General features: G+C 65.9%; 21 protein-coding genes. 6 read left to right on the top strand and 15 right to left on the bottom strand.

The genetic code is table 11. The annotated features are described in order from the left end of the window. Window positions 1-19: 19 nt before the first annotated feature. The gene (locus OKW44_RS32975; RefSeq protein WP_018421686.1) at window positions 20-1,015 is read left to right on the top strand and encodes a helix-turn-helix domain-containing protein; all 996 of its coding nucleotides are present in this window, start codon (window positions 20-22) and stop codon (window positions 1,013-1,015) included. Between the two features lie 108 nt (window positions 1,016-1,123). Here OKW44_RS32975 and OKW44_RS32970 read toward each other — a convergent pair whose 3' ends face one another. The 6 genes from OKW44_RS32970 to OKW44_RS32945 all read right to left on the bottom strand — a co-directional run bounded on the left by OKW44_RS32970 (window position 1,124) and on the right by OKW44_RS32945 (window position 6,833). Further along, entirely contained in the window at window positions 1,124-1,846 is a 723-nt protein-coding gene (locus OKW44_RS32970) for an SRPBCC family protein (RefSeq protein ID WP_018421687.1), read from the bottom strand. 34 nt (window positions 1,847-1,880) lie between these two features. Further along, window positions 1,881-2,261, bottom strand: coding sequence for a DUF427 domain-containing protein (locus OKW44_RS32965; RefSeq protein WP_018421688.1), 381 nt, complete (start codon window positions 2,259-2,261; stop codon window positions 1,881-1,883). Between the two features lie 147 nt (window positions 2,262-2,408). Then, window positions 2,409-2,903 carry a hypothetical protein gene (locus OKW44_RS32960; RefSeq protein ID WP_018421689.1) on the bottom strand — a complete coding sequence of 165 codons (495 nt, stop codon included), beginning with the start codon at window positions 2,901-2,903 and terminating at the stop codon, window positions 2,409-2,411. 278 nt (window positions 2,904-3,181) lie between these two features. Further along, the gene (locus OKW44_RS32955; protein ID WP_018421690.1) at window positions 3,182-4,699 is read right to left on the bottom strand and encodes a DegQ family serine endoprotease; all 1,518 of its coding nucleotides are present in this window, start codon (window positions 4,697-4,699) and stop codon (window positions 3,182-3,184) included. Between the two features lie 168 nt (window positions 4,700-4,867). Then, a complete protein-coding gene (locus tag OKW44_RS32950; protein ID WP_018421691.1) occupies window positions 4,868-6,166 on the bottom strand; it encodes an ATP-binding protein in 1,299 nt (432 codons plus the stop codon). Window positions 6,167-6,170: 4 nt separating this feature from the next. Beyond that, a complete protein-coding gene (locus OKW44_RS32945; RefSeq protein ID WP_018421692.1) occupies window positions 6,171-6,833 on the bottom strand; it encodes a response regulator in 663 nt (220 codons plus the stop codon). A gap of 264 nt (window positions 6,834-7,097) precedes the next feature. On the opposite strand from OKW44_RS32945, the gene dacB reads away from it, so the two are divergent. The 3 genes from dacB to OKW44_RS32930 all read left to right on the top strand — a co-directional run bounded on the left by dacB (window position 7,098) and on the right by OKW44_RS32930 (window position 11,145). Further along, window positions 7,098-8,738, top strand: coding sequence for a D-alanyl-D-alanine carboxypeptidase/D-alanyl-D-alanine endopeptidase (dacB, locus tag OKW44_RS32940; RefSeq protein WP_018421694.1), 1,641 nt, complete (start codon window positions 7,098-7,100; stop codon window positions 8,736-8,738). Window positions 8,739-8,926: 188 nt separating this feature from the next. Beyond that, window positions 8,927-9,844: a sterol desaturase family protein gene (locus OKW44_RS32935; protein ID WP_018421695.1), complete on the top strand. Its 918-nt coding sequence runs from the start codon at window positions 8,927-8,929 to the stop codon at window positions 9,842-9,844. Window positions 9,845-9,939: 95 nt separating this feature from the next. Further along, entirely contained in the window at window positions 9,940-11,145 is a 1,206-nt protein-coding gene (locus OKW44_RS32930; RefSeq protein ID WP_018421696.1) for an SGNH/GDSL hydrolase family protein, read from the top strand. Between the two features lie 161 nt (window positions 11,146-11,306). On the opposite strand, the gene OKW44_RS32925 is transcribed toward OKW44_RS32930, so the two are convergent. The 9 genes from OKW44_RS32925 to OKW44_RS32885 all read right to left on the bottom strand — a co-directional run bounded on the left by OKW44_RS32925 (window position 11,307) and on the right by OKW44_RS32885 (window position 20,990). After that, entirely contained in the window at window positions 11,307-12,359 is a 1,053-nt protein-coding gene (locus OKW44_RS32925) for an L-threonylcarbamoyladenylate synthase (protein ID WP_018421697.1), read from the bottom strand. 10 nt (window positions 12,360-12,369) lie between these two features. Beyond that, complete coding sequence (locus OKW44_RS32920; RefSeq protein WP_026226020.1) at window positions 12,370-13,566, bottom strand: 5-(carboxyamino)imidazole ribonucleotide synthase; 1,197 nt, start codon at window positions 13,564-13,566, stop codon at window positions 12,370-12,372. A 102-nt stretch (window positions 13,567-13,668) separates the two neighbouring features. Further along, window positions 13,669-14,187 (bottom strand): 5-(carboxyamino)imidazole ribonucleotide mutase, encoded by a 519-nt coding sequence (purE, locus tag OKW44_RS32915; protein WP_018421699.1) that lies wholly within the window; start codon window positions 14,185-14,187, stop codon window positions 13,669-13,671. Window positions 14,188-14,244: 57 nt separating this feature from the next. Beyond that, window positions 14,245-15,135, bottom strand: coding sequence for a phosphoribosylaminoimidazolesuccinocarboxamide synthase (locus OKW44_RS32910; RefSeq protein ID WP_018421700.1), 891 nt, complete (start codon window positions 15,133-15,135; stop codon window positions 14,245-14,247). A 132-nt stretch (window positions 15,136-15,267) separates the two neighbouring features. Continuing rightward, on the bottom strand, window positions 15,268-16,332 hold the full coding sequence (fba, locus tag OKW44_RS32905) for a class II fructose-bisphosphate aldolase (protein WP_026226021.1): 1,065 nt from the start codon (window positions 16,330-16,332) through the stop codon (window positions 15,268-15,270). Window positions 16,333-16,519: 187 nt separating this feature from the next. Next, the gene (gene pyk, locus OKW44_RS32900) at window positions 16,520-17,956 is read right to left on the bottom strand and encodes a pyruvate kinase (RefSeq protein WP_018421702.1); all 1,437 of its coding nucleotides are present in this window, start codon (window positions 17,954-17,956) and stop codon (window positions 16,520-16,522) included. A gap of 487 nt (window positions 17,957-18,443) precedes the next feature. Then, entirely contained in the window at window positions 18,444-19,637 is a 1,194-nt protein-coding gene (locus OKW44_RS32895) for a phosphoglycerate kinase (protein ID WP_018421703.1), read from the bottom strand. A 277-nt stretch (window positions 19,638-19,914) separates the two neighbouring features. Continuing rightward, the gene (locus OKW44_RS32890) at window positions 19,915-20,238 is read right to left on the bottom strand and encodes an AzlD domain-containing protein (protein ID WP_018421704.1); all 324 of its coding nucleotides are present in this window, start codon (window positions 20,236-20,238) and stop codon (window positions 19,915-19,917) included. After that, window positions 20,235-20,990 (bottom strand): AzlC family ABC transporter permease, encoded by a 756-nt coding sequence (locus OKW44_RS32885; protein WP_018421705.1) that lies wholly within the window; start codon window positions 20,988-20,990, stop codon window positions 20,235-20,237. Before OKW44_RS32885 ends, OKW44_RS32890 begins: the two co-directional genes overlap by 4 nt. 226 nt (window positions 20,991-21,216) lie before the next feature. On the opposite strand from OKW44_RS32885, the gene OKW44_RS32880 reads away from it, so the two are divergent. Further along, entirely contained in the window at window positions 21,217-22,140 is a 924-nt protein-coding gene (locus tag OKW44_RS32880; protein ID WP_026226022.1) for a branched-chain amino acid transaminase, read from the top strand. A gap of 74 nt (window positions 22,141-22,214) precedes the next feature. Continuing rightward, window positions 22,215-22,409, top strand: a complete 195-nt coding sequence (locus OKW44_RS32875; protein ID WP_008920434.1) for a zinc-finger domain-containing protein — start codon at window positions 22,215-22,217, stop codon at window positions 22,407-22,409. Window positions 22,410-22,416: the final 7 nt, after the last annotated feature.

Genomic DNA, 22,416 nt, shown 5'->3' with positions numbered 1-22,416 from the left:
CTTTCATGAGGCGCCCGGCATGACCACCTTCGCATCTTCCGACGACATCTCCGATCAGGCGCCGCGCCACGTCGTCGCCGTCGTCGCGTTCGACCGCATCAGCCCGTTCCATCTGTCGGTGCCGTGCGTCGTGTTCGGCGAGGACCGTCGCGGCGGCGGTGTTCCCGACTTCGACTTCCGCGTCTGCGCCGCGGAGACAGGCGCGCTGGCGACGACCGCGGGCTTCTCGATCGAGGTCATACACGGACTCGAAGCTCTTGCCGACGCGCAGACGATCATCGTGCCGAGCTGGCGCGATCCCGCCGAAACCCCGCCCGCCGCGCTGCTCGACGCGCTGAGGGCCGCGCATGCGCGCGGCGCGCTGCTCGTCGGCCTGTGCCTCGGCGCTTTCGTGCTGGCCGCCGCAGGCATCCTCGATGGACGGCCCGCTTCGACGCACTGGGCCTGGGCCGACGACTTCGCGCGCCGCTACCCGCGCGTGCGGCTCGACGCCGACGTGCTGTACGTCGACGACGGCAACGTGCTGACCTCGGCCGGCACCGCCGCCGGCCTCGACTGCTGCCTGCATGTGCTGCGCAAGATCTGCGGCGCGCGGATGGCGAACCACGTCGCGCGCCGGCTGGTCGTGTCGCCGCATCGCCAGGGTGGCCAGGCGCAATACGTGCAGCAGCCGATGCCGCCGAAGCCGCGCGGCGATCGCCTGTCCGGCCTGCTCGACTGGGTGAGCGGCAACCTGGCCGCGCCGCATACGCTCGACACGCTCGCCGCGCGCGCGTTGATGAGCCGCCGCACCTTCACGCGGCGCTTCCGGCTCGCGACCGGCACCACCGTCGGCGCATGGCTGCTCGCGCAGCGGCTCGCGCGTGCGCAACAGCTACTGGAAAGCACCGACGGGTCGGTCGAAGCGATCGCGGCGAGCGCCGGATTCGGCTCGGCCGCATCGCTGCGGCAGCATTTCGCGGGCGCGTTTCGCACGTCGCCGAGCGCGTGGCGGCGGGAGTTTCGCGGGGATTAGATGAAGGCCGCGGGAGCACCGCTATTTCGTAGTGCGTCACCGGGATTTCGTAGTCGCGCGGGGATGTCTGTCGCGCGTTCCATCAGGGGCTGCGCGCGGCTCGCGGCCTCAATGCTCGCTGAACCAGCGCGCGACATACAACAATAGTGCGACCAGAAAGATCATCCCGGCCCACGCCCAGTACGGCACGACATGCTGACCGGGCTCGTGATGCGACCAGCTATGCGACGCGCTCGCCGCGCGCCCCGACAGCGCATGGCTGTGCTCGATGCGCGCTCGCCGCGCGATGCCGCCGAGCGTGATCGGCCGCAAAAACACGTACTGGCGCCGCGGCGCCGTGCCACGCGCGCGGTTCGGCCCTTTGCCGTGCTTGGCGCGCACGACGGCGTCGAACTCGGCGAAAAAATCGTCGGCGATCTGACGCAAGGCGTTCTCGAGCTGGCGCGTCGGCAGCTCGGCGAGCGGTCCCGACGACGTCGCCCACAATGTGTAGTCGATGCGCGTGCCGCGCTCCCGCCCCTCGTCCGCGCGCAAACGCACTTCGATCTGACCGCGCAACGCGCCGATGCCCTCGGCCAAGGCCTTGAAGTTGATGGTGCGGCGCTGCGCGTCCGCCGGGCCGGAATCCTGGCCGGCGACGTGCGCGCGCGCCTGATAATGCGCGCGCAACGGGCCGAGCGGCACGGTCATCGTCAGCGCGTATTCGCCGTGGGCGAGACGCACGAACGACTCGCAGTTGTCGAGGCTGGCACGCAACAGCGCGAGGTCCTGCAACGCGTCCCAGACCTCGGACGGCGCCAGCGGAATCCGTAACGCGTCGTTCAGTTCCATGACAACCTCCCCGATGAACGCGCCGACTGCGGGATCAGGACGTCTGATCGATGCGGTCGACGCGCGATGCGTAAAAAGCGAGATAGCCCTTGATGCGACTGACCTGCTCGAACGGGGCCTCGTAGCACCACACCGCGTTCTCTATCACGCCATCTTCGGTGCGCAGATGGAAGTACGACGCGTCGCCCTTGAACGGACAATGCGACGTGTGCGTCGAGCGTTCGAGCCGGGCCATGTTCACGTGCTCGCGCGGGAAATAGAACACGTCGGCGAGGCCGGTCTCCGATAGCGTCAGCGCGGCCTGGGTGTCGGCCATCGTCACGCCGCCGTGAATCACGCGCACGCGGTGACCGTTGTCGCGGATCACAATGGTATGGCCGTCCAGCCGTCCCGCAGATGTCGACGCATCGGTCATGTCCAGGCTCCGTGATGGGGTGGGTGCTGCACTGCCGGCTATTGCCGCGGGAACGGCAAAGCCACGGGAGCTGCCCGTGGCTTCATTATCGGCCAAACTTCGGCCGATTGCGCTAGCTTGCTGCGCGGCGGCAGACGGATCGACCCGTTACTTCGCGTTCCAGATGAACGCGGATTTGACGTTGCCGTGCGCCGGCACGCTAACCGAGCGGGTTTGCTCGCTGTCGTTGTATTTCGCGTGCACCGTATAGCGGCCAGGGCTCAAGCGCACCAGCATGAACGGTCCGCGCGACGTCGTATTCAGCACTTCGCCGTTATGGGCATCGACGATACGCACGTGCACATCCGCGAGAAACTCGGCGTTGGGCCCGGTGAAGCGCAGCGTCAGTGGCCACTGGCTTTGCGCTTGTCGCAACGCCCGCGATTCGTCGAGGCCGACGCCGCCCGACACATACGACACGTCGCCCTGCTGCTGGACTTGCGGCAGACCGCCGCCGTTGGTGTTGCCCGCGCTCGTGTTGTCGCTCGTCGAGCCACCGGTCACGCCTGCCTGCTGCGCGTACGCACCGCCCGCCAGTCCGAGCGCGAGCGTCGCGCACAGCGCGACGGCTACGATCCTTTGCTGATTGCGTTGGGTTTTCATCGATTCGCTCTCCTTGTTGCAGTCCTTGCCCAGTCTCCGAACAGGCCAAAATCAAGATCGAAGCAACCTGCGTGCCCAGCATCCGGTCGCGTCGACTGGACCTGCGCGACCGTGGCACCAAGTCGCTTGGCGCGCTTCGTCCTGTCCGCGCTGCTCGCCGCAGCACGGTGCGCACAGGCGAAAAAAAACCGGTCCTTGCAGTAAATGCAAAGGACCGGCAATCGCTACTACAGCTCAAACTGGGGTGGGCGATCCGTTCGAACCGCCCGGATACTGGATCAGCCGAGATCTACGGGCACGAAAATCTGCGCGTTGTCCCGCTGGATCAGCAGCGCAATGCTGTTGCCTGCACCCGAAATCATCTGCTTCAACTGATCGATGTTCGTGACCGGACGGCCATTGACCGCGAGAATCACGTCGCCCGCCTGGATGCCGGCGCTCGCCGCCGCGCCGCCTGCCTGCTGCACGAGCAGACCGTGCGACACCGACGCGCTGCTCTTCTCTTCCGGCGTCAGCGGCCGCACCGCGACGCCGAGACGGCCTTGCAACTGGGTCTGCTGATCGGTCTTGCTCGCCGACGCAACTTTCGCGTCCGAGAACGAGCCGATCGTCACCTTCACGTCCTTGCTGGCCTTATCGCGCCACACTTTCAGCGTCGCCGCGCTGCCCGGCGCGAGACCTGCGATCTTCGACGGCAGATCCGCCGAATCGCTGACTTCGTCGCCATTCACCGACAGGATCACGTCGCCCGGCTGCAAGCCAGCCTTGGCCGCCGGCCCGTTGGCGTCGACCGAGCTGACCAGCGCGCCTTGCGGCTTCTGCATGCCGAACGAGTCGGCGAGCGTCTGGTTCAAGCCCTGTACTGCGACGCCGAGGCGGCCGCGGCTCACGTGGCCGGTCTTGACGAGATCGTCTTTGACCTTGATCGCCTCGCTGATCGGGATCGCGAACGACAGGCCCTGGAAGCCGCCCGTCTGCGAGTAGATCATCGAGTTGATGCCGATCACTTCGCCTTGCAGATTAAAGAGCGGACCGCCCGAGTTGCCAGGGTTCACCGGCACATCGGTCTGGATGAACGGCGTGTAGTTCTCGTTGGGCAGCGAACGCGACTTCGCGCTGATGATGCCCGAGGTCACGGTGTTGTCGAAGCCGTACGGTGAGCCGATCGCGACGACCCACTGACCAACCTTGCTTTGGCGCGGGTCGCCAATCTTCACCGTCGGCAGATCGCTCGCGTTGATCTTCAGCACGGCGACGTCGGACTGCTTGTCGGCGCCGACCACCTTCGCCTTGAACTCGCGCTTGTCGGTGAGCTTCACGGTGACGACGTTTGCGCCATCGACCACGTGCGCGTTCGTCAGAATGTAGCCGTCATTGCTGATGATGAAGCCCGAGCCGAGGCTCGCGCTCGGCTGGTCGGGCGCGTCTCCGCCATCGCCGCCCTGCATGCCGGGCACGCCGCCGAAGAACCGCTTGTAGAACTGATAGAACGGATCGTTCGGATCGATCGGCAGCTGGTTGCCGTTGAAGTTGCCGCCATTACCACGCATCGCGGTTTGCTTGACCACGTGCTTCGCGCTGATGTTGACGACGGCTGGACCGTAGGTCTCGACGAGCCCGGAGAAATCGGGGATACCGGTTTTGGCGGCAGCTTCGGCTGGCATCATCGCAGCGGCTTGCGCCGGCGAGATGATCTGCGGTGCGGGCACATCGCGATGGCCCGCCACATAGCCGGCTGAAAGCGCAGCGGCCACAGCTACCGCAACGGCGCCGCGGGACAAGGTTTTCGCGTTCATCATGAGCTCCTGACTGGAGAAAGTGACTTTGGATGTCGAGGAGCGTAAGGGGCATCACTTAAAAGAGTCTTAAGCAGCGCCAGATCATGGGAACCTTATCGGACCGGCCGCTACGGATCGCCGCGCCAGCATGAACGCCGGCTTTGGCCGAACAGTAAATCACCATGATCAGAAGCGTACGGTGACCTGCAAACCACCGGCCGGCGAGTCATCGAGCGACACTTGCGCATGATGTTGGGTGGCGATCCGACGCACGATCGCGAGACCGAGGCCGCTGCCCGCCACGTCGGTGCGCGCGCGATTCGCGCCCGCTTCCGCGCGATAGAACCGGTCGAACACGCGCTCGCGATCGGCGGGATCGATACCGGGGCCGCTATCGGCGATCCGCACGACCGGATGGCCGTCCTCGACCCGCAGGCTGACGTCGACGCGGCCGCCACGCGGCGTGTACTTGGTCGCGTTGTCGACGAGGTTGTTGAACATCACACGCAGCGCTTCGGCGTCGCCGGTCACGCTGGCAGCCTCGCTCGCCTCGATGCCGAGGTCGACGCCGCGATTCATCGCGAGCGGCGCGTAGGTCGCGACGCACTCCCGCAGTAGCTCGCGCAGATCGAGCATCACTGCGCCGGCGGCGCCGTCCGGCTCGGCGCGCGCGAGCGCGAGCAGTTGCTCGGCGAGGCGCGTCGCGCGCGTGACACCCGCCTGCAGATCGGCGAGCGCCTCGCTGCGGGCTGTGTCGTCCTTCGCGCGCGCGACCAGTTGCGCCTGAATCTGTACCGCGGCAAGCGGCGTGCGCAATTCGTGCGCGGCATCGGCGACGAACGCCTTCTGGATATCGAGCGCGGTCGCGAGCCGCTGCAGCAGCCCGTTCAGCGCACGCACGAGCGGCCGCACTTCGAGCGGCAGGCGCTGATCAGGCAATGGATCCAGCGCTTCGGGATGACGGGTGTCGAGCGCGCTCGTCACGCGCCGCAGCGGCTGCAGCCCGCGGCCGACGATCACCCATACCGCCAGTCCGAGCAGCGGCAGCAGCACGATCAGCGGCCACAGCGTGCGCAGCGCGACATCGGCGGCGAGCCGATTGCGCACCGACAGCGGCTGCGCGAGCTGCACGACGTTATCGCCGACGATCGCGCCATATACGCGCCATTCGCCGCGGTCGGTGCGCTCGGTCGAAAAACCGAGCTCGGCGCGCGGCGCGAGCGGCGCACGCGGCCGCGAGTAATACATCAGCATCCCGTTGCGGTTCCAGATCTGCAGCACGATGCCCTCGTCGCCGGTATCGCGGCCGAGCACCTGCGAGAACGGTTCCGCCGGCAGCGCCGCGGCGATCTGCTCGAGCTGGTAGTCGAACAGCTCGTTCGCTTCGGCGAGCGCCTGCCGGTAGATCAGCCAGCCCGCGATGCCGACGCCGAGCAGCACGAGCGCGAGCAGCCAGAACAACAGTTGTCGGCGAATCGAGCGCATCGGCTCAGGCGTCCTTCGCGATCATGTAGCCAAGCCCGCGAACGTTGCGGATCAGATCGGCGCCGAGCTTCTTGCGCAGCGCGTGGATATAGACCTCGACGGTATTGCTGCCGATCTCCTCGCCCCAGCCATACATCTTTTCCTCTAGCTGGCTCTTGGACAGCACCGCGCCGGGTCGCGCGAGCAGCGCCTCGAGCAGCGCGAATTCGCGCGCGGATAGCGCGACCAGGGCGCCATCGAGCGTCACCTGGTGCGACGCGGGATCGAGGGTCAAATTGGCGTGGCGAATCGTCGAATCGCTGCGGCCGGACTGGCGCCGGATCAGCGCGCGCATACGCGCACCGAGTTCGTCGAGATCGAAAGGCTTGACAAGGTAATCGTCAGCGCCGGCGTCGAGGCCCTTGACACGATCGGCGACCGCGTCGCGCGCGGTAACGATCAGCACCGGCAGCGCATGGCCGCGCGCGCGCAGTGCGCGCAGCACCTCGAGACCGTCGCGCTTGGGCAGACCGAGGTCCAGCAACGCGAGGTCGTAAGGCTGGGCCGCCGCCGCGCGCAGCGCCGCTTCGCCGTCCTCGACCCAATCGACGGCGAAGCCTTCGCCGCGCAGCGCCTTGCGCACGCCCTCGGCGATCATCCGGTCATCTTCGACTAGCAGGATGCGCATGGTTGTCCGTTCCAAAACATTCGATGATGCCGCATTCTAGCGCCCGCTTCCGGCCCGCGCGGCGTGTGGCGTTTTTTTCACCGCAGCCTCGCGGGATGTCACTACAATGGGCGCTTTGCGTCGCGCGACGGCCGTCGGGTAGACTGCGGCGCGCCACCGCGCCGTCAAGGCGCCCAGCTTGCCGTTCCATTGTCCCGCGCACGCCGCACGCCGCTCGCCGTACACCTTGAAATCCTGCCCGTCCGTTTGCCCGTTCACCCGTTCATGACGCACGCTTTTCTGTCTTCCGTCGCACGCCGTATGGCGCTGCGCTCGCGCCGTATGTTCGATCGCGCGGCCTTCATGCCCAACCGCGTCATGCCGCGCGCGGCCGTCTGGCTCTGCGCCGCCGCGCTCGGCGCAGGCACGCTGCTGCCGCTGACCGGGGAGGCCCGCGTCAAGGCCACGCATCCGAGCGTCAACGTCACGACGGTACTGCCGCAGCCGGTGATGGTCGGTCTGCAGCGCGCGCACGTGCCGTTGTCGTCGATCAGCGTGGTCGTCGAAAAGGTCGGCGATCACACGCCGCTCCTCGCGCTGAACGCCGGCAAGCCGATGATGCCCGCCTCGACGATGAAACTCGTCACCACCTACGCGGGCCTGTCGATCCTCGGTCCCGGTTACCGCTGGCGCACCAGCGCGTACGCGGACGGCCCGCTCGACGCGAGCGGCGTGCTGCACGGCAATCTGTACATCCAGGGCACCGGCGACCCGAAGCTCGTGCCCGAAGAACTGATCGACCTCGTGCAGAAGATCCACAAGGCGGGCATCAACGGTATCGACGGCGCGCTGGTGCTCGACAAGCGCTACTTCGATCGGTCGACTCGCGACCTGCCCGCGTTCGACGACGACGTGAACGCGCCTTACAACGTCGGCCCCGATCCGCTGCTGTACGCGTTCAAATCGCTGTCGTTCACGCTGACGCCATCGCCGGACGGCACTGTGGCGATCGACGTGCTGCCCGCGCTCGCGCAACTGCGCATCGACAACCAGTTGCGTGCGACGAGCGGCCCATGCCGGGGCGAGCTGCCGACGCCGACCGTCACGCCGGAGCCTGACGGCACGCTCGTCGCGTCGTTCATCGGCGACTTTCCGGTGCGCTGCGACGCGCGCACGATCAACGTCGCCGTGCTCGATCACTCGACGTTCTTCGCGCGCGGCTTCCTCGCGCTGTGGCAGCAAACCGGCGGCACCTTCACGGGCGCGACCCGCGAAGGCGCAGTGCCCGCCGGCGCGAAGCTCGTCGCCACGCACGAGGGGCCGATGCTGTCGGACATCGTTCGCGACATCAACAAGTTCAGCAACAACACGATGGCGCGCAACCTGTTCCTGACGATCGGCGCCGCCGAGGAAAGGCCGCCCGCCACGCCCGCGAAAGCCGCGCACGCGGTCGAAGCTTTCCTGACGCGCGACAGCCTGAACACCGAATACCTGTCGCTCGATAACGGCTCGGGCCTGTCGCGCGACGAACACATCACCGCGCTCGCGCTCGCCGATGTCCTGCAACGCGCGAACGCGAGCCCAGTCGCGCAGGTGTTCGTCGACTCGCTGCCGATCGCCGGTGTCGACGGCACGATGCGCAACCGCCTGACCAGCCAGGGCGCGGACGGCAACGCGCACATCAAGACGGGCACGCTGCGCGACGTACGCGCGATCGCCGGCTACGTCGCGTCGGCCGACGGCAACAGTTATGTCGTCGTCAGCCTGATCAACGACGCGCATTCGGAAGCGGCGCGCGCCGCGCACGACGCGCTGCTCGAATGGGTGTACGAAGGCCCTTCGCAGGGCTTCACGAAGGTCTCCGCGCCCATCGGGGAAGCGCGCGAGAAGCCCAGGAAAAACCCGCGCAAGCGCGGCAGCCACTGAGTATTCCTTCTAGCGATGCCGCGCGCGGCAAGCTGCTATCCGTGTACGCTGTCGGGCAGCATGCGGCGCGCGACATCACGGGCTTGCTGCGCAGGGCGCCGCTCGCGCAGACCGCGCGACCTCGCGAACGATAACGACACCACCCGCCGCATACCGCGCGGCGGTCAGGGACCAGGAAGGGAGACAAGATGCAATTCGATGCCGAATTGCTGCTGCTCGCCATGGCGCCCGTCTTTCTCGCCTGCATCGGCTGGGAGGCGTGGCACGTGAGCCGCACGCGCCCGGCCGAGCGCCTCTATAGCTGGCGCGACACGCTGTGCAACGCCGCGCTCGCGCTGCTGCAGCAGGCCGCCGACAAGCTCGCGTGGCTCGCGCTCATCCCTGTCTACGCGTTTTTCTACGAGCATTACCGCATTCATACATGGCCGGCGACGTGGCTGTCGTTCGTCGTGCTGTTCGTCGCGCAGGACCTGCTCTATTACGTCTTTCATCGCTGCAGTCATCGCGTGCGCTGGCTGTGGGCCGCGCACGTCGTGCATCACTCGTCGGAGTGGATGAATTTGTCGACCGCGTTCCGCCAGAGCCTGATGTACCCGATCGCCGGCATGTGGGTGTTCTGGATTCCGCTCGCGATCCTCGGCTTTCCCCCGAAGCAGATCGTCGCGATCGTGCTGATCAATCTCGGCTTCCAGTTCTTCGTGCATACGCAGGTGATCCGCAAGCTCGGCTGGCTCGAATACATGTTCAATACGCCGTCGATCCATCGCGTGCATCATGCGCGCAACGATCGCTACATCGATCGCAATTACGCAGGTGTACTGGTGATGTGGGATCGCCTGTTCGGCAGCTACGTCGAAGAAGATCCGCACGAGGCGCCGCAGTACGGCATCGTCGAGCCACTGCACACGTACAACCCGCTGAAGGCGACGTTTCACGAATGGGCATCGATGGCCGCAGACTTCGCTAGCGTGCGCGGCTGGCGCAACAAATGGCGTGCGCTGTTCGCGCCGCCCGCCTGGGCCGCCGCTTATCATGCGCAGCGCGCGAAGGGAGCCGGCTTGAACTCAAACCATACGGTCGCGCTTCGGACATCGCGCAGGCCGTAGAAGATTCTGTAAGCTGTCGTCACGCCGCCAACGCGGTGGACGCCGCCTGCAACACATGGCATCAAGGGCCACACATACGAGGAGATGCAGTCAACATGAATCAAACCGCTTCGAAGAAACAGCAATGGTTGCGCGTCACGCAGATCGCAGTGGCGAGCGCAGCGTTCGCCGCGCTCGTGGCATGCGGCGGTGGCAGCGACAACAATAGTTCGAGCAGCAGCACGCCGTCAGGTGGCGTCAAGTTGCAGGTCGTGTCGTTCGGCGACAGCCTGTCGGACGTCGGCACGTATTCGCCGGTGATCCAGGCCAGTTTCGGCGGCGGTCGTTTCACGACGAATCCTGGCGAAGTCTGGACGCAGAAAGTCGCTGAGTACTATGGGGATACGCTGACGCCAGCTTTTGTGGGCGGCTTCGGAGTGCCACTGAAGGCCAACGGCGGCTTGGGCTATGCGCAAGGCGGCTCCGATGTGGCGAACCCCATCGGCATTGGCTTCGCACCCAATAGCATGGCGGCCACGACCGTACCTGTCACGTCGCAGATCGCGCAGTACCTGACGGACCACGGCAGCTTCAATTCGAATCAGCTCGTGCTGGTGAGCGGCGGCGCCAACGACGTCCTGCAACTGTTGCAGAACACGCAGTTCATGACCGACCTCCAGACCCAGCTCGCGACGGCCACCTCCTTGCAGCAACAGCAGTTGATCATTGGGACGGCGGTTGGAACGCAGCTTCAGACGACTATCCAGAGCTTTGTGGGCGTCGTCGGCACCGCCCTCTCGAAAGGTGCGACACATGTCGTCGTCATGGACGTGCCGGACATCGGCCAGGCGCCGCTCGCGGCTGCCCAAGCGGCAGCAAGCAATGCGCCGCAACTGCCGACGCTGATTACTGCCATCGTGACCGCATACAACACGCTGGTCGCGAATGGACTCAAGACAGCCGGGATTGACACGAAAGTGATTCCGGTCAGCTCGTTCGCCTGGCAGCATCAGTTGCTCGCCAGCTACCAGTCGCAGGGATTTTCCAATGCAACGGGCACGGCCTGCGCGCTCCAACAGATGGAGCAGAACGCGACCGCTTATGCGACGGCCAATCCGTCGGTGCTGCAAGGAGGCATGACGGCGCAGCAGTACGGCCAGCAATTCGGCTCGTCGCTGTTCTGCTCGCCGCAGACCCTCACGGTAGCGGGCGCCGACCAGTCGTATGTCTTCGCCGACACGCTCCATCCGACGACGCACGCAAACGCTGCGTTCGCAACTTTCGTCGAACAGCAGATCGCGGCGACGGGTCTGGGCAAGTAAGCGCACATCCGGCGTCCGGCGGGAGCGTTGTCTCCCGCTAACGTCTTCTCGAACTTTAGTTCGATACGAAAAAAGCCCGCCTCATTCGAGTCGGGCTTTCTGCTTTTGCGTGTTCGCTTTTGCTTGGCGCGCGAAGTATCAGAGGCGAAAACGTAGCGCCTTCAGGACTCGTGCGCTTCGAATGCTGCCGCCGCGCGCCCGAGCCGATCGTTGACCGCAATCCATTCGATCGTATCGGGCAGCTTCTCGATCAGAATCCGCATGACGTTCGCGCGATCGAGCGCGCGCAGCAAGCCATAGAGCTCGCGTGCATAGACGTGCGGATCTTCCGGCGCGGCGACGAAATGCACGCCGTCGGCATCGGCCCACCGTCCCGCACGCGATGCGCGCGCGACCAGCGCGACGCGCTCGCCCGGCTCGCGCCCCGCGAGCAACGGCTCGAGCTCACCGAACGGCAGCAGCACGAGCGGCGTGCGCGGCGCGTAATGCGCTTTCAACGTGCCCGACGCGCGCGGCGCGGTCGCGTCCGACCCGTCGGGCAGACGCGGCGCCTCGCCGAGCACGTCGGCGATATCCTGCGGCGTCACGCGACCGGGCCTCAGCAGCGCCGGAAAGCCGCGCGACAGATCCAGAATCGTCGACTCGATGCCGACATCCGACGCGCCGCCATCGAGCACATGAATCGCGCTACCGAACTCGTCGCGCACATGCTGCGCGGTGGTCGGGCTCACATGTCCGAAGCGGTTCGCCGACGGCGCGGCGACGCCGCCATGCCCGCCGCGCAACGCGCCGAACGCTTCAAGCAACGCCTGCGCAACCGGATGCGACGGACAGCGCAGTCCCACCGAGTCCTGCCCGCCGCTGACCGCCGCGGGAATGCGCGCAGCGCGCTTGAGGATCAGCGTGAGCGGTCCCGGCCAGAATGCGTCGATCAGGCGCTGAGCATCCGCCGGCAAATGCTCGACCCAATAGTTCGGATCGCCATGCGGCGCGAGATGCACGATCACCGGATGATTGGCCGGCCGCCCCTTCGCCGCGTAAATGCGCGCGACCGCGTCCGGGTTCTCGGCATCGCCGCCGAGGCCGTACACGGTTTCCGTCGGAAATGCGACCAGCCCCCCCGCGTCGAGCAAGGCCGCCGCGTGCTCGATCTGCGCGGCGCTGACCGGCAATGCGTTGGTAGCGTCCTCGGCGGGTTTCAGTTGATCCGGCATGGCGCGCGCGTCAGCTGGTAGCGATGTGCAGCAGCCGCGCGCAATCGCGCGCCGCGGTGCGAGCTTCTTCGAGGGTCGGCGCGGTGAAGTTCACGTGGCCCATCTTGCGGCCGCAACGCGCCTCCTCCTTGCCGTACAGATGCAGGCGCGCTGACGGCATCGCGGCGACTTCCTGCCACGGCGGCGTGACCGCCGCGCGCTTCGGACCGTCCGGAAACCACACGTCGCCGAGGATGTTCAGCATCACCGCCGGCGAATGCTGGCGCGTGTCGCCCAGCGGCATGCTGGTCATCGCGCGCACCTGCTGCTCGAACTGGCTCGTCGCGCAGGCGTCGACCGTGTAGTGGCCGGAGTTGTGCGGGCGCGGCGCCATTTCGTTGGCGACCAGCGAGCCGTCTTCGAGAATGAAGAATTCGACGCACAGCACGCCGACGTAGCCGAGCTTCTCGGCGATCTGCAGCGCGGCCTGTTGAGCCTGCTGCGCGAGCGCCGGCGACGCGTCTGGCGCGGGGACGATGGTGTGCGATAGCACCCCGTCGCGATGCGTGTTCTGCGCGAGCGGATAGACGACCGACGCCCCGCTCGCCGCGCGCGCGATCAGCGCCGACACCTCGAACTTCAGCGGCAGGCGCTTCTCGAGCACACACGGCACGCCGCCGAGCGACGCATGCGCCTCACGCACTTCCTCGGCGTTGCGCACGCGAATCTGGCCTTTGCCGTCGTAACCCATGCGCGCCGTTTTCAGGATGCCGGGCAGCACCGCTTCGAGCTCGGCATCGCCCAGCGCCGCAAGCGCATCCGACGACTCGAACACGACGTGCGGTGCAACCGTCACACCCGACGACGCGATAAAGCGCTTCTCGGCGATCCGGTCCTGCGCGACGGCGACGCAACGCCCCGCCGGGCTCACGAAGGTGGTCTTGCCGAGAAAGTCGAGGCTCGCGGACGGCACGTTCTCGAATTCGGTCGACACCGCTGCGCACAACCGCGCGAGTTCGGTGAGCGCCGCTTCGTCGTCGTAGGCCGCGCGCAGGTGGCGGTCGGCGACCGCGCCGGCCGGGCTGGTTTCGTCCGGATCGAGCACGGCGACGCGATAGCCCATCGCCTGGGCGGCAAAGCAGAACATGCGGCCGAGCTGGCCGCCACCGACCATGCCAAGCCATGCGCCGGGCAGAATCGGTGAAACCGGTGTGTTGTCAGGGTTCATCTTGGTGGTCGGTCGCGGCCGGATACGCGTCGCGCTCATGCAACGAGCGGCGGGCATCCGGCCGGGGGTCGGACAGGAGACGTCTTTAAACAACCAGCGCGCTTACAGCGCCGGCAATACCATCGCGTGAGCCGCTTCGTTCTGGCGCACACGGAATGCAGCGAGCTTGTCCGCGTATTCGGCGCTGGTGCCGGAGAGCAGGGACACCGCGAACAGCGCCGCGTTCGCGGCACCCGCCTCGCCGATCGCAAACGTCGCGACCGGCACACCCTTGGGCATCTGCACGATCGAATGCAGCGAATCGACGCCCTTCAGATACTTGCTCGCGACCGGCACGCCGAGCACCGGCACCGTGGTCTTCGCGGCCAGCATGCCGGGCAGATGTGCCGCGCCGCCCGCGCCCGCGATGATCGCGCGAATGCCGCGCTCGCGCGCGCTTTCAGCATAGGCGAACATTTCGTCGGGCATGCGGTGTGCGGACACGACCTTCGCTTCGTACGGTACGCCGAATTCCTGCAGAATCGCGACGGCGTTTTTCATCACTTCCCAGTCGGAACTGGAGCCCATCAATACGCCGACGACCGGCGCATCATGCGTATGGGCGGTTTGTGCTTCACTCATCTTTACGGCTTCCTTGTTTCCCGGCAATGCGCGCCTGACACGGCGCGCGCGATCAGATCAGTCGAGCTTGTGGCCGGTCAGGCGCTCGAGCGCTTCCTGATACTTTTCGCCCGTTTTCGCGACCACGTCGTCCGGCAGTTTCGGCGCCGGCGGCTCTTTCTTCCACGGCTGGGTTTCGAGCCAGTCGCGCACGAACTGCTTGTCGAACGACGGCGGGTTCGTACCGACCTGGTACTGGTCCGCCGGCCAGAAGCGCGACGAATCGGCGGTCAGCGCCTCGTCCATCAGGTACAGCTTGCCGTGGTTGTCCAGACCGAATTCGAACTTCGTGTCCGCGATGATGATGCCGCGCGAGGCCGCGTAATCAGCGGCTTCCTTATACAGACGGATCGAAATGTCGCGGATCGTGGCCGACAGCTCGGTACCGATGCGGCGCTCCATCTCGTCGTAAGTGATGTTTTCGTCGTGGTGGCCCATCTCGGCCTTGGCGGCCGGCGTGAAGATCGGCTCGGGCAGCTTCTGCGCGTTCTGCAGGCCTGGCGGCAGTTGCACGCCGCAGACCGAGCCGGTGGCCTGGTAATCCTTCCAGCCGCTGCCGGCCAGATAGCCGCGCACCACCGCTTCGACGAGGATCGGCTCGAGTCGCTTGACGACCACCGCGCGCCCCTTGACCTGCTCGACTTCGTCCGGCGCGACCACCGACTCCGGCGCGACGCCCGTCAGGTGGTTCGGCACCACGTGCTTCAGTTTCTCGAACCAGAAGTTCGCCATCGCGTTGAGCACGCGGCCCTTGTTCGGAATCGGCTCGCCCATGATGACGTCGAACGCCGACAGACGGTCGGTCGTGACGATCAGCAACTGGTCGTTGCCCACGGCATAGTTGTCGCGGACTTTACCGCGGCCAAGCAGCGGCAGCGAGCGGAGCGTGGATTCGTAGAGGGTAGACATCGTCGTGGTTCGCTAAAAGTAGGGCAAAAATGTGACCGGAACAAAAGGGAAACGCCGTTCCCCCGATGATGCGGGAACGGCGATCGGACGACAACCTGGCCAAACGGCCAGGCGCGGAGCCAAAACTACAGCTTAGCGGACGACTTGCGCGAGCTCGCCCGACTTGTACTTCTCCGCAATTTTATCAAGCGAAACCGGCTTGATCTTGCCAGCCTGGCCTTCGCAGCCGAATTGTGTGTAACGGTCGATACAGATCTTCATCGCCGCTTCGCGCGCCGGCTTCAGGTAATCGCGCGGATCGAACTTGCCCGGGTTGGTCGCCATGTAGCGACGGATCGCGGCCGTGATCGCCAGACGCAGGTCGGTATCGATGTTGACCTTGCGCACGCCGTGACGGATGCCTTCCTGGATTTCTTCGACCGGCACGCCGTAGGTTTCCTTCATGTCGCCGCCGAATTCGCGGATTTCCGCGAGCAGCTCCTGCGGCACCGACGACGAGCCGTGCATCACGAGGTGCGTGTTCGGAATGCGCTGATGGATTTCCTTGATGCGCTGGATCGAGAGAATATCTCCCGTCGGCTTCTTGCTGAACTTGTAGGCGCCGTGCGAGGTGCCGATCGCGATGGCCAGCGCGTCGCACTGGGTCAGCTTGACGAAGTCGGCGGCCTGCTCCGGATCGGTCAGCAGTTGTTCACGCGTCATCGTGCCTTCGGCGCCGTGGCCGTCCTCCTTGTCGCCCTTCATCGTTTCGAGCGAACCGAGCACGCCCAGCTCCGCTTCCACGGTGACGCCGATCGAGTGCGCCGCCTCGACGACCTTGCGCGACACTTCGACGTTGTACTCGTACGATGCGACCGTCTTGCCGTCGGCTTCGAGCGAACCGTCCATCATCACGCTCGTGAAGCCGCTGCGAATCGCCGCCATGCACACCGCCGGCGACTGACCGTGGTCCTGATGCATCACGACCGGAATGTGCGGATACGACTCGACCGCCGCTTCGATCAGATGACGCAGGAACGGCTCGCCCGCGTACTTACGCGCACCGGCCGACGCCTGCATGATGACCGGAGCGTTGACCTTGTCGGCCGCGGCCATGATCGCCTGCACCTGCTCCAGGTTGTTCACGTTGAATGCCGGAAGGCCATAGCCGTTTTCCGCAGCATGGTCCAGCAGTTGACGCATTGATACGAGAGGCATGCTGAAACTCCTTAGATTGAAACGAATTCTTTTGCCGTCGGCATCTTTTGCGGCGATTTTATCGCGAAGCAGGCGGCGTTCCCGCGATGACACCGGCGCTTTGGTGCGCCGTCGCACATGGACCGTGCGGGTTTCGCCGCCCTGCTTCGCTCAATCGGGCCCGTGCCGATCGAGCGGTCTTGCCTGATCAGTACGGTTCGCCAACCCGCACGATCTTCAACGTGTTGGTGCCGCCCGCCTGACCCATCGGCTCGCCGACCGTCAGCACGACCATGTCGCCGTGCGACGCGTAGCCCTTGCCGACCACCGTTTCGAGCGCTTGCTGCAGCGCCGTGTCGCGGTCGGTGTTGGTGTCCAGATGCAGCGACGTCACGTTGCGGTACAGCGCCATCGCCCGTTCGCTGCCGACGCGCGGCGTCAGCGCGAAGATCGGCACGTGGGTCCAGTGACGCGACATCCACAGCGCGGTCGAGCCCGATTCGGTCAGCGCGACGATGGCCTTGGCGCCCAGGTGATAGGCGGTGAACAGCGCGCCCATCGCGATCGACTGATCGATCCGCGTGAACGTGCGGTCGAGGAAGTCCTTGTCGAGCTCCGACTGCTCGGACTTTTCCGCTTCGACGCAAATCGCGGCCATCGTCTCGATGGTCTGCACCGGGTACTTGCCCGCCGCCGATTCCGCCGACAGCATCACCGCGTCCGTGCCGTCGAGCACCGCGTTGGCGACGTCCGACACTTCCGCGCGGGTCGGTACCGGCGCGTGGATCATCGACTCCATCATCTGCGTCGCGGTGATCACGAACTTGTTCGATTCGCGCGCCATCCGGATCATGCGCTTTTGCAGTGCCGGCACCGCGGCATTGCCCACTTCCACAGCCAGATCGCCACGCGCGACCATGATGCCGTCCGACGCGTCGAGGATGCCTTGCAGCGCCGGAATCGCTTCCGCGCGCTCGATCTTCGCGATCATCTTCGGCTTGATGCCGTATGGCGCGCCGGCGATGTTCGCGAGCTGGCGGGCCATTTCCATGTCGGTCGCGTTCTTCGGGAACGACACCGCGACGAAATCGACGCCGAGCGACATCGCCGTACGGATATCCTCCATGTCTTTCGCGGTCAGCGCGGGCGCCGACAGACCGCCGCCCTGGCGGTTGATGCCCTTGTTGTTCGACAGCTCGCCGCCGATCTTCACGACCGTGTGGATCTCGTTGCCGATCAGGCGCTGCACGTTCAGCACGATCAGGCCGTCGTTGAGCAGCAGTACGTCGCCCGGCTTCAGGTCGCGCGGCAGATCCTTGTAGTCGAGGCCGACGCGCTCGTCGTTGCCGAGCTCGCAGTCGGCATCGAGGACGAACGGATTGCCGGTGACGAGCGTCGTGCGGCCGTTCTCGAATTTGCCGACGCGGATCTTCGGGCCTTGCAGGTCAGCCATGATGGCGACTTCGCGGCCGGCCTGGCGGGCCGCCTCGCGCACGAATTCGGCACGCTGGCGATGGTCGTCCGCTGTGCCGTGAGAGAAATTGAGCCGCACCACGTCCAGGCCCGCCTGAATCATTTGCAGCAGGATTTCCGGTGTGCTGGAAGCCGGACCGATAGTAGCGACAATCTTGGTGGCGCGATGCATGAGTCTCCTCGTCTGGATAGGATCGCTGGAAAGAGCGCTGCGGGGCTGCTGCGGAGTCTGCGCATCGAAAGATGCTGCCTGGGGGCGCGCGCCGGCTGGGGCCGGGGTCGCTTTGTGGAGTGATGCGGGTGATGCGGTATTCGAGACCGGTGCCTTGGACACCGGGGATTTGCTGTCCTGCTCGCCGGAAGGCTGTTCCGGCTGGGCCGATTCGTGTTGAGCAGATTCGACCTGTGCCGTCGGGGGCTGCTCCGCGTCGCCGGTCGGAGCATGCGCTGCAACCGGTTCCGCGGGCGCTCCGGCGGCTAGCGCCGGTTCGGCGGCCGCGGGCGCTACCAGCGCTTCGGCCGCCACGTCCTGTCCGGCCGCTACCGAAGCAGCGGCCGCGCGTGTCGCGCGCTCCCCTGCCGGCGTTGCCGCGTTGCCGCGCGGCACTTTCACGCCCCGCGCCTTGGTCGACTTCGCCGCTGGGGAGCGCGTCGCCACGTTAAGCCCGCGATTCCAGAACTTCTACCGCCGGCAGCTTCTTGCCTTCGAGGAACTCGAGGAATGCGCCACCGCCCGTCGAAATGTAGCTGACCTTGTCGTGGATGCCGTACTTGGCGATTGCCGCGAGCGTATCGCCGCCGCCTGCGATCGAGAACGCAGCCGAGCGCGCGATCGCGTCCGCGAGCGTCTTCGTGCCGTTGCCGAACTGGTCGAACTCGAACACGCCGACCGGGCCGTTCCACACGATCGTGCCGGCCTTCTCGAGTTGCGCGGCAAGCACCTTGGCCGTTTCCGGGCCGATGTCGAGGATCATCTCGTCGTCCTGCACATCGGCGACGGCCTTTACTTCCGCCTTCGCGGTCGGCGAGAACTCCTTGGCCGTGACGACGTCGGTCGGGATCGGCACCGAGGCGCCGCGGGCCTTGGCCGCGTCGATGATCGCCTTCGCTTCGTCGACGAGATCGGCTTCGGCGAGCGACTTGCCGATCTTCAGGCCGGCCGCGAGCATGAACGTATTGGCGATGCCGCCACCGACGATCAGCTGGTCGACCTTCTCCGCGAGCGACTTCAGGATGGTCAGCTTGGTCGACACCTTCGAGCCCGCGACGATCGCCACGAGCGGACGCTTCGGCGCGCCGAGCGCCTTGCCGAGCGCTTCGAGCTCAGCCGCGAGCAGCGGGCCCGCGCAGGCAACCGACGCGTACTTCGCGATACCGTGGGTGGTCGCTTCAGCGCGGTGGGCGGTGCCGAACGCGTCGTTCACGTAGATATCGCAGAGCTTGGCCATTTTCTGCGCGAGCTCGTCGGAATCTTTCTTTTCGCCCTTGTTGACGCGGCAGTTTTCGAGCAGCACGACCGAGCCCGGCGCGACGTTCACGCCGTTTTCGACCCAGTTCGCAACGAGTGGCACGTCGCGGCCGAGCAGCTCCGCGAGACGCTTCGCCACCGGCGCGAGCGAATCTTCCGGCTTGAAGTCGCCTTCGGTCGGACGGCCAAGGTGCGAGGTGACCATCACCGCGGCGCCGGCGTCGAGCGCGGCCTTGATGGCCGGCACGGAAGCGCGGATGCGGGTGTCTTCGGTGATGTTGCCTTGATCGTCCTGCGGCACGTTCAGATCGGCGCGGATGAACACGCGTTTGCCGGACAGCTTGCCTTCGGCGATCAGGTCGGAGAGACGCAATACCTTGTTCATGGGCTTGAGTATGCGAGTTGATGAGAAGGCGGTGGTGGACAGCGCGCGGGGACAAAGCGCAGCGGACTCCAGCGCTTCGGCCCAACGGCTCCGCGGGATCGGGCGCCGGCGGCCGGCCGCGACACAAGCGCCTGGCTGCGGCGCGCTCAACCCGAAAAAAGCATTTTAACTGATCCAAACGGCCTTCAGATCCGCGACACGGCGAATGTCGCGCATTTGATCGCAAGGCCGCAGATGCCGCGGCGTAGCATTCATCGCCGCATCCCGGGCCCGGCCCTCACAGGAAGACGCGCATCAGCGTAAATACGACCATTCCGGTCACGATCGTGCCGAGCATGGTGCGTCGCCACAAAAACCAGCCGAGGCCGGCGAGCGTCGCGTAAAGCTCATGGTTGGAAGGCGCGAACGACAGCCCGTCGGGCGTCGTCAGCACGTCGGGCACCACCACCGCGGCGAGCGCGGCGGCCGGCGCGTAGCGCAGCATCTTCTGCACGCGCGCCGGCAGTACCGTGCGCTCGCCGCCGATCAGGAACATCGCGCGCGTGAGCGCGGTGACGAAGGTCATGCCGAAAATGGCGAGCCAGATTTGCGTGGAGGTCATCGGGAGTCTCCGGCGCGATCGTTCACGCCACGGATGCGGCGCAGGTCGGCGCGCTCGATCATCAGGTCGGCCGCACTGCCGGCCGCGATCGCCGCGATCACCGCGAGCGGCAACGCCAGCCGGTACGGCAGGTCGAGCGCGAGCAGCGACACGATGCCGGCCACGCTGACCGCGACCAGCGTCGAGCGGGTGGCGATCGCCGACACCATCACCGGCAGCAGCGCGAGCGTGCCGGCCAGCGCAAGCCCCCAGTTGTCCGGAATCAGGCTCGCGAGCAGGATGCCGATGATCGACGACACCTGCCACGACAGCCAGCTCGATACCGCCATGCCCCAGAAGTACGCCTCCTTACCCGGCACGTAGCCGGTCGGAAAGCTCTTCTTGACGAATAGCAGATAGATCACGTCGCCGTTGAAATAGCCCAGCACGATCCGCCGCCACATCGACAGATACGAGAAGTGCGGCGCGAGGCCGACGCTGAAGATCACGAAGCGGGTGTTGACCATCGCCGCGGTCAGCAGCACCGTCCACACCGGCAGCTTCGCCGCGAGGAGCGGCAACACCGCCAGCTGCGACGAACCGGCGTAGCACAGCAGCGACATCGTGAGCGCCTGGGGCAGCGTCAGCACGGACTTGCTCATCGCGATGCCGGTCACGAGGCCCCAGGAAAAAATCGCCATCAGCGTGGGGGCATAGGCGCGCGCGCCTTCACGAAAAGCGCGGCGATCGGTGTCGGACAGTCGAGCGAGCATCGGGCGAAGGGTGCGGGCGCAGGAAACGCCGTCAAGAAGGCCAGGTCGGCGCCAGCTTGCGAGACCACCCGCTGGCGCATCCGGATTTGATTTATGCGTGCGCTGGATTATAGCGTCCGGGGTGCGCCCAAATGCCCGTCGTGTGTGCAAAAGACGCTAAAATAGCGCTCCCGGCCATGTCCTGCGCTCATGGCCGCACCTCATAACGCACCTGCTGGAGAACCGTATGTCAATGGCCGACCGCGACGGCAAGATCTGGATGGATGGCGAGCTCATCGAGTGGCGTGATGCCAAAATCCACGTGCTCACCCATACGCTGCACTACGGCATGGGCGTGTTCGAGGGCGTGCGCGCTTACAAGACCGCCGACGGCGCCACCGCGATTTTCCGCCTGCAGGAGCACACCAGGCGCCTGCTGAACTCGGCGAAGATCTTCCAGATGAACGTGCCGTTCGACCATGAAACGCTCGCCGCCGCGCAGCGCGAAGTGGTCCGCGACAACAAGCTCGAGTCGTGCTATCTGCGCCCGATCATCTGGGTCGGCTCGGAAAAGCTCGGCGTGTCGGCCAAGGGCAACACGATTCACGTCGCGATCGCCGCGTGGCCGTGGGGCGCATATCTTGGCGAAGAGGGCATCACCAAGGGCATCCGCGTGAAGACGTCGTCGTTCACGCGCCATCACGTGAACGTGTCGATGGTGCGCGCGAAGGCGTCGGGCTGGTACGTGAACTCGATCCTCGCGAACCAGGAAGCGATCGCCGACGGCTACGACGAAGCGCTGCTGCTCGACGTCGACGGCTACGTGTCGGAAGGCTCGGGCGAGAACTTCTTCCTCGTCAACAACGGCAAGCTGTACACGCCTGATCTGTCGTCGTGCCTCGACGGCATCACGCGCGACACCGTCATCACGCTCGCGCGCGACATGGACCTGCAGGTGATCGAAAAGCGCATCACGCGCGACGAAGTCTATACCTGCGACGAAGCGTTCTTCACCGGCACGGCGGCCGAAGTCACGCCGATCCGCGAGCTCGACAACCGCACGATCGGCGCTGGTTCGCGCGGCCCGATCACCGAAAAGCTGCAGTCGGCTTTCTTCGACGTCGTGAACGGCAGGAGCGCGAAATACGCGCACTGGCTCACGAAGATCTGAGCGACGTTTCGAGATGCCCCGCGCCGCCCAACGGCGGCCCACCGCAAGCACCCCGCATACAACGAGAAAGTCTCATGAGCGAAATCAAGGAAATGCCGCTGGTCGAACTGTCGGCAAAAGATCTGCCGGCGTATTGTCCGAACCCGGCTATGCCGCGCTGGAGCGCGCATCCGCGCGTCTTCATCGACGTGTCGCACGGCGAAGCGCGTTGCCCGTATTGCAGCACGCGTTACAAGCTGCGCGACGGCGAAGTGATCAAGGGCCATTGATCCGACG

This window comes from Paraburkholderia lebeckiae (assembly GCF_050436325.1).
GTDB classification, from domain to species: Bacteria; Pseudomonadota; Gammaproteobacteria; order Burkholderiales; family Burkholderiaceae; genus Paraburkholderia; species Paraburkholderia tuberum.
This window is presented reverse-complemented; position numbering and strand designations above follow the sequence as displayed.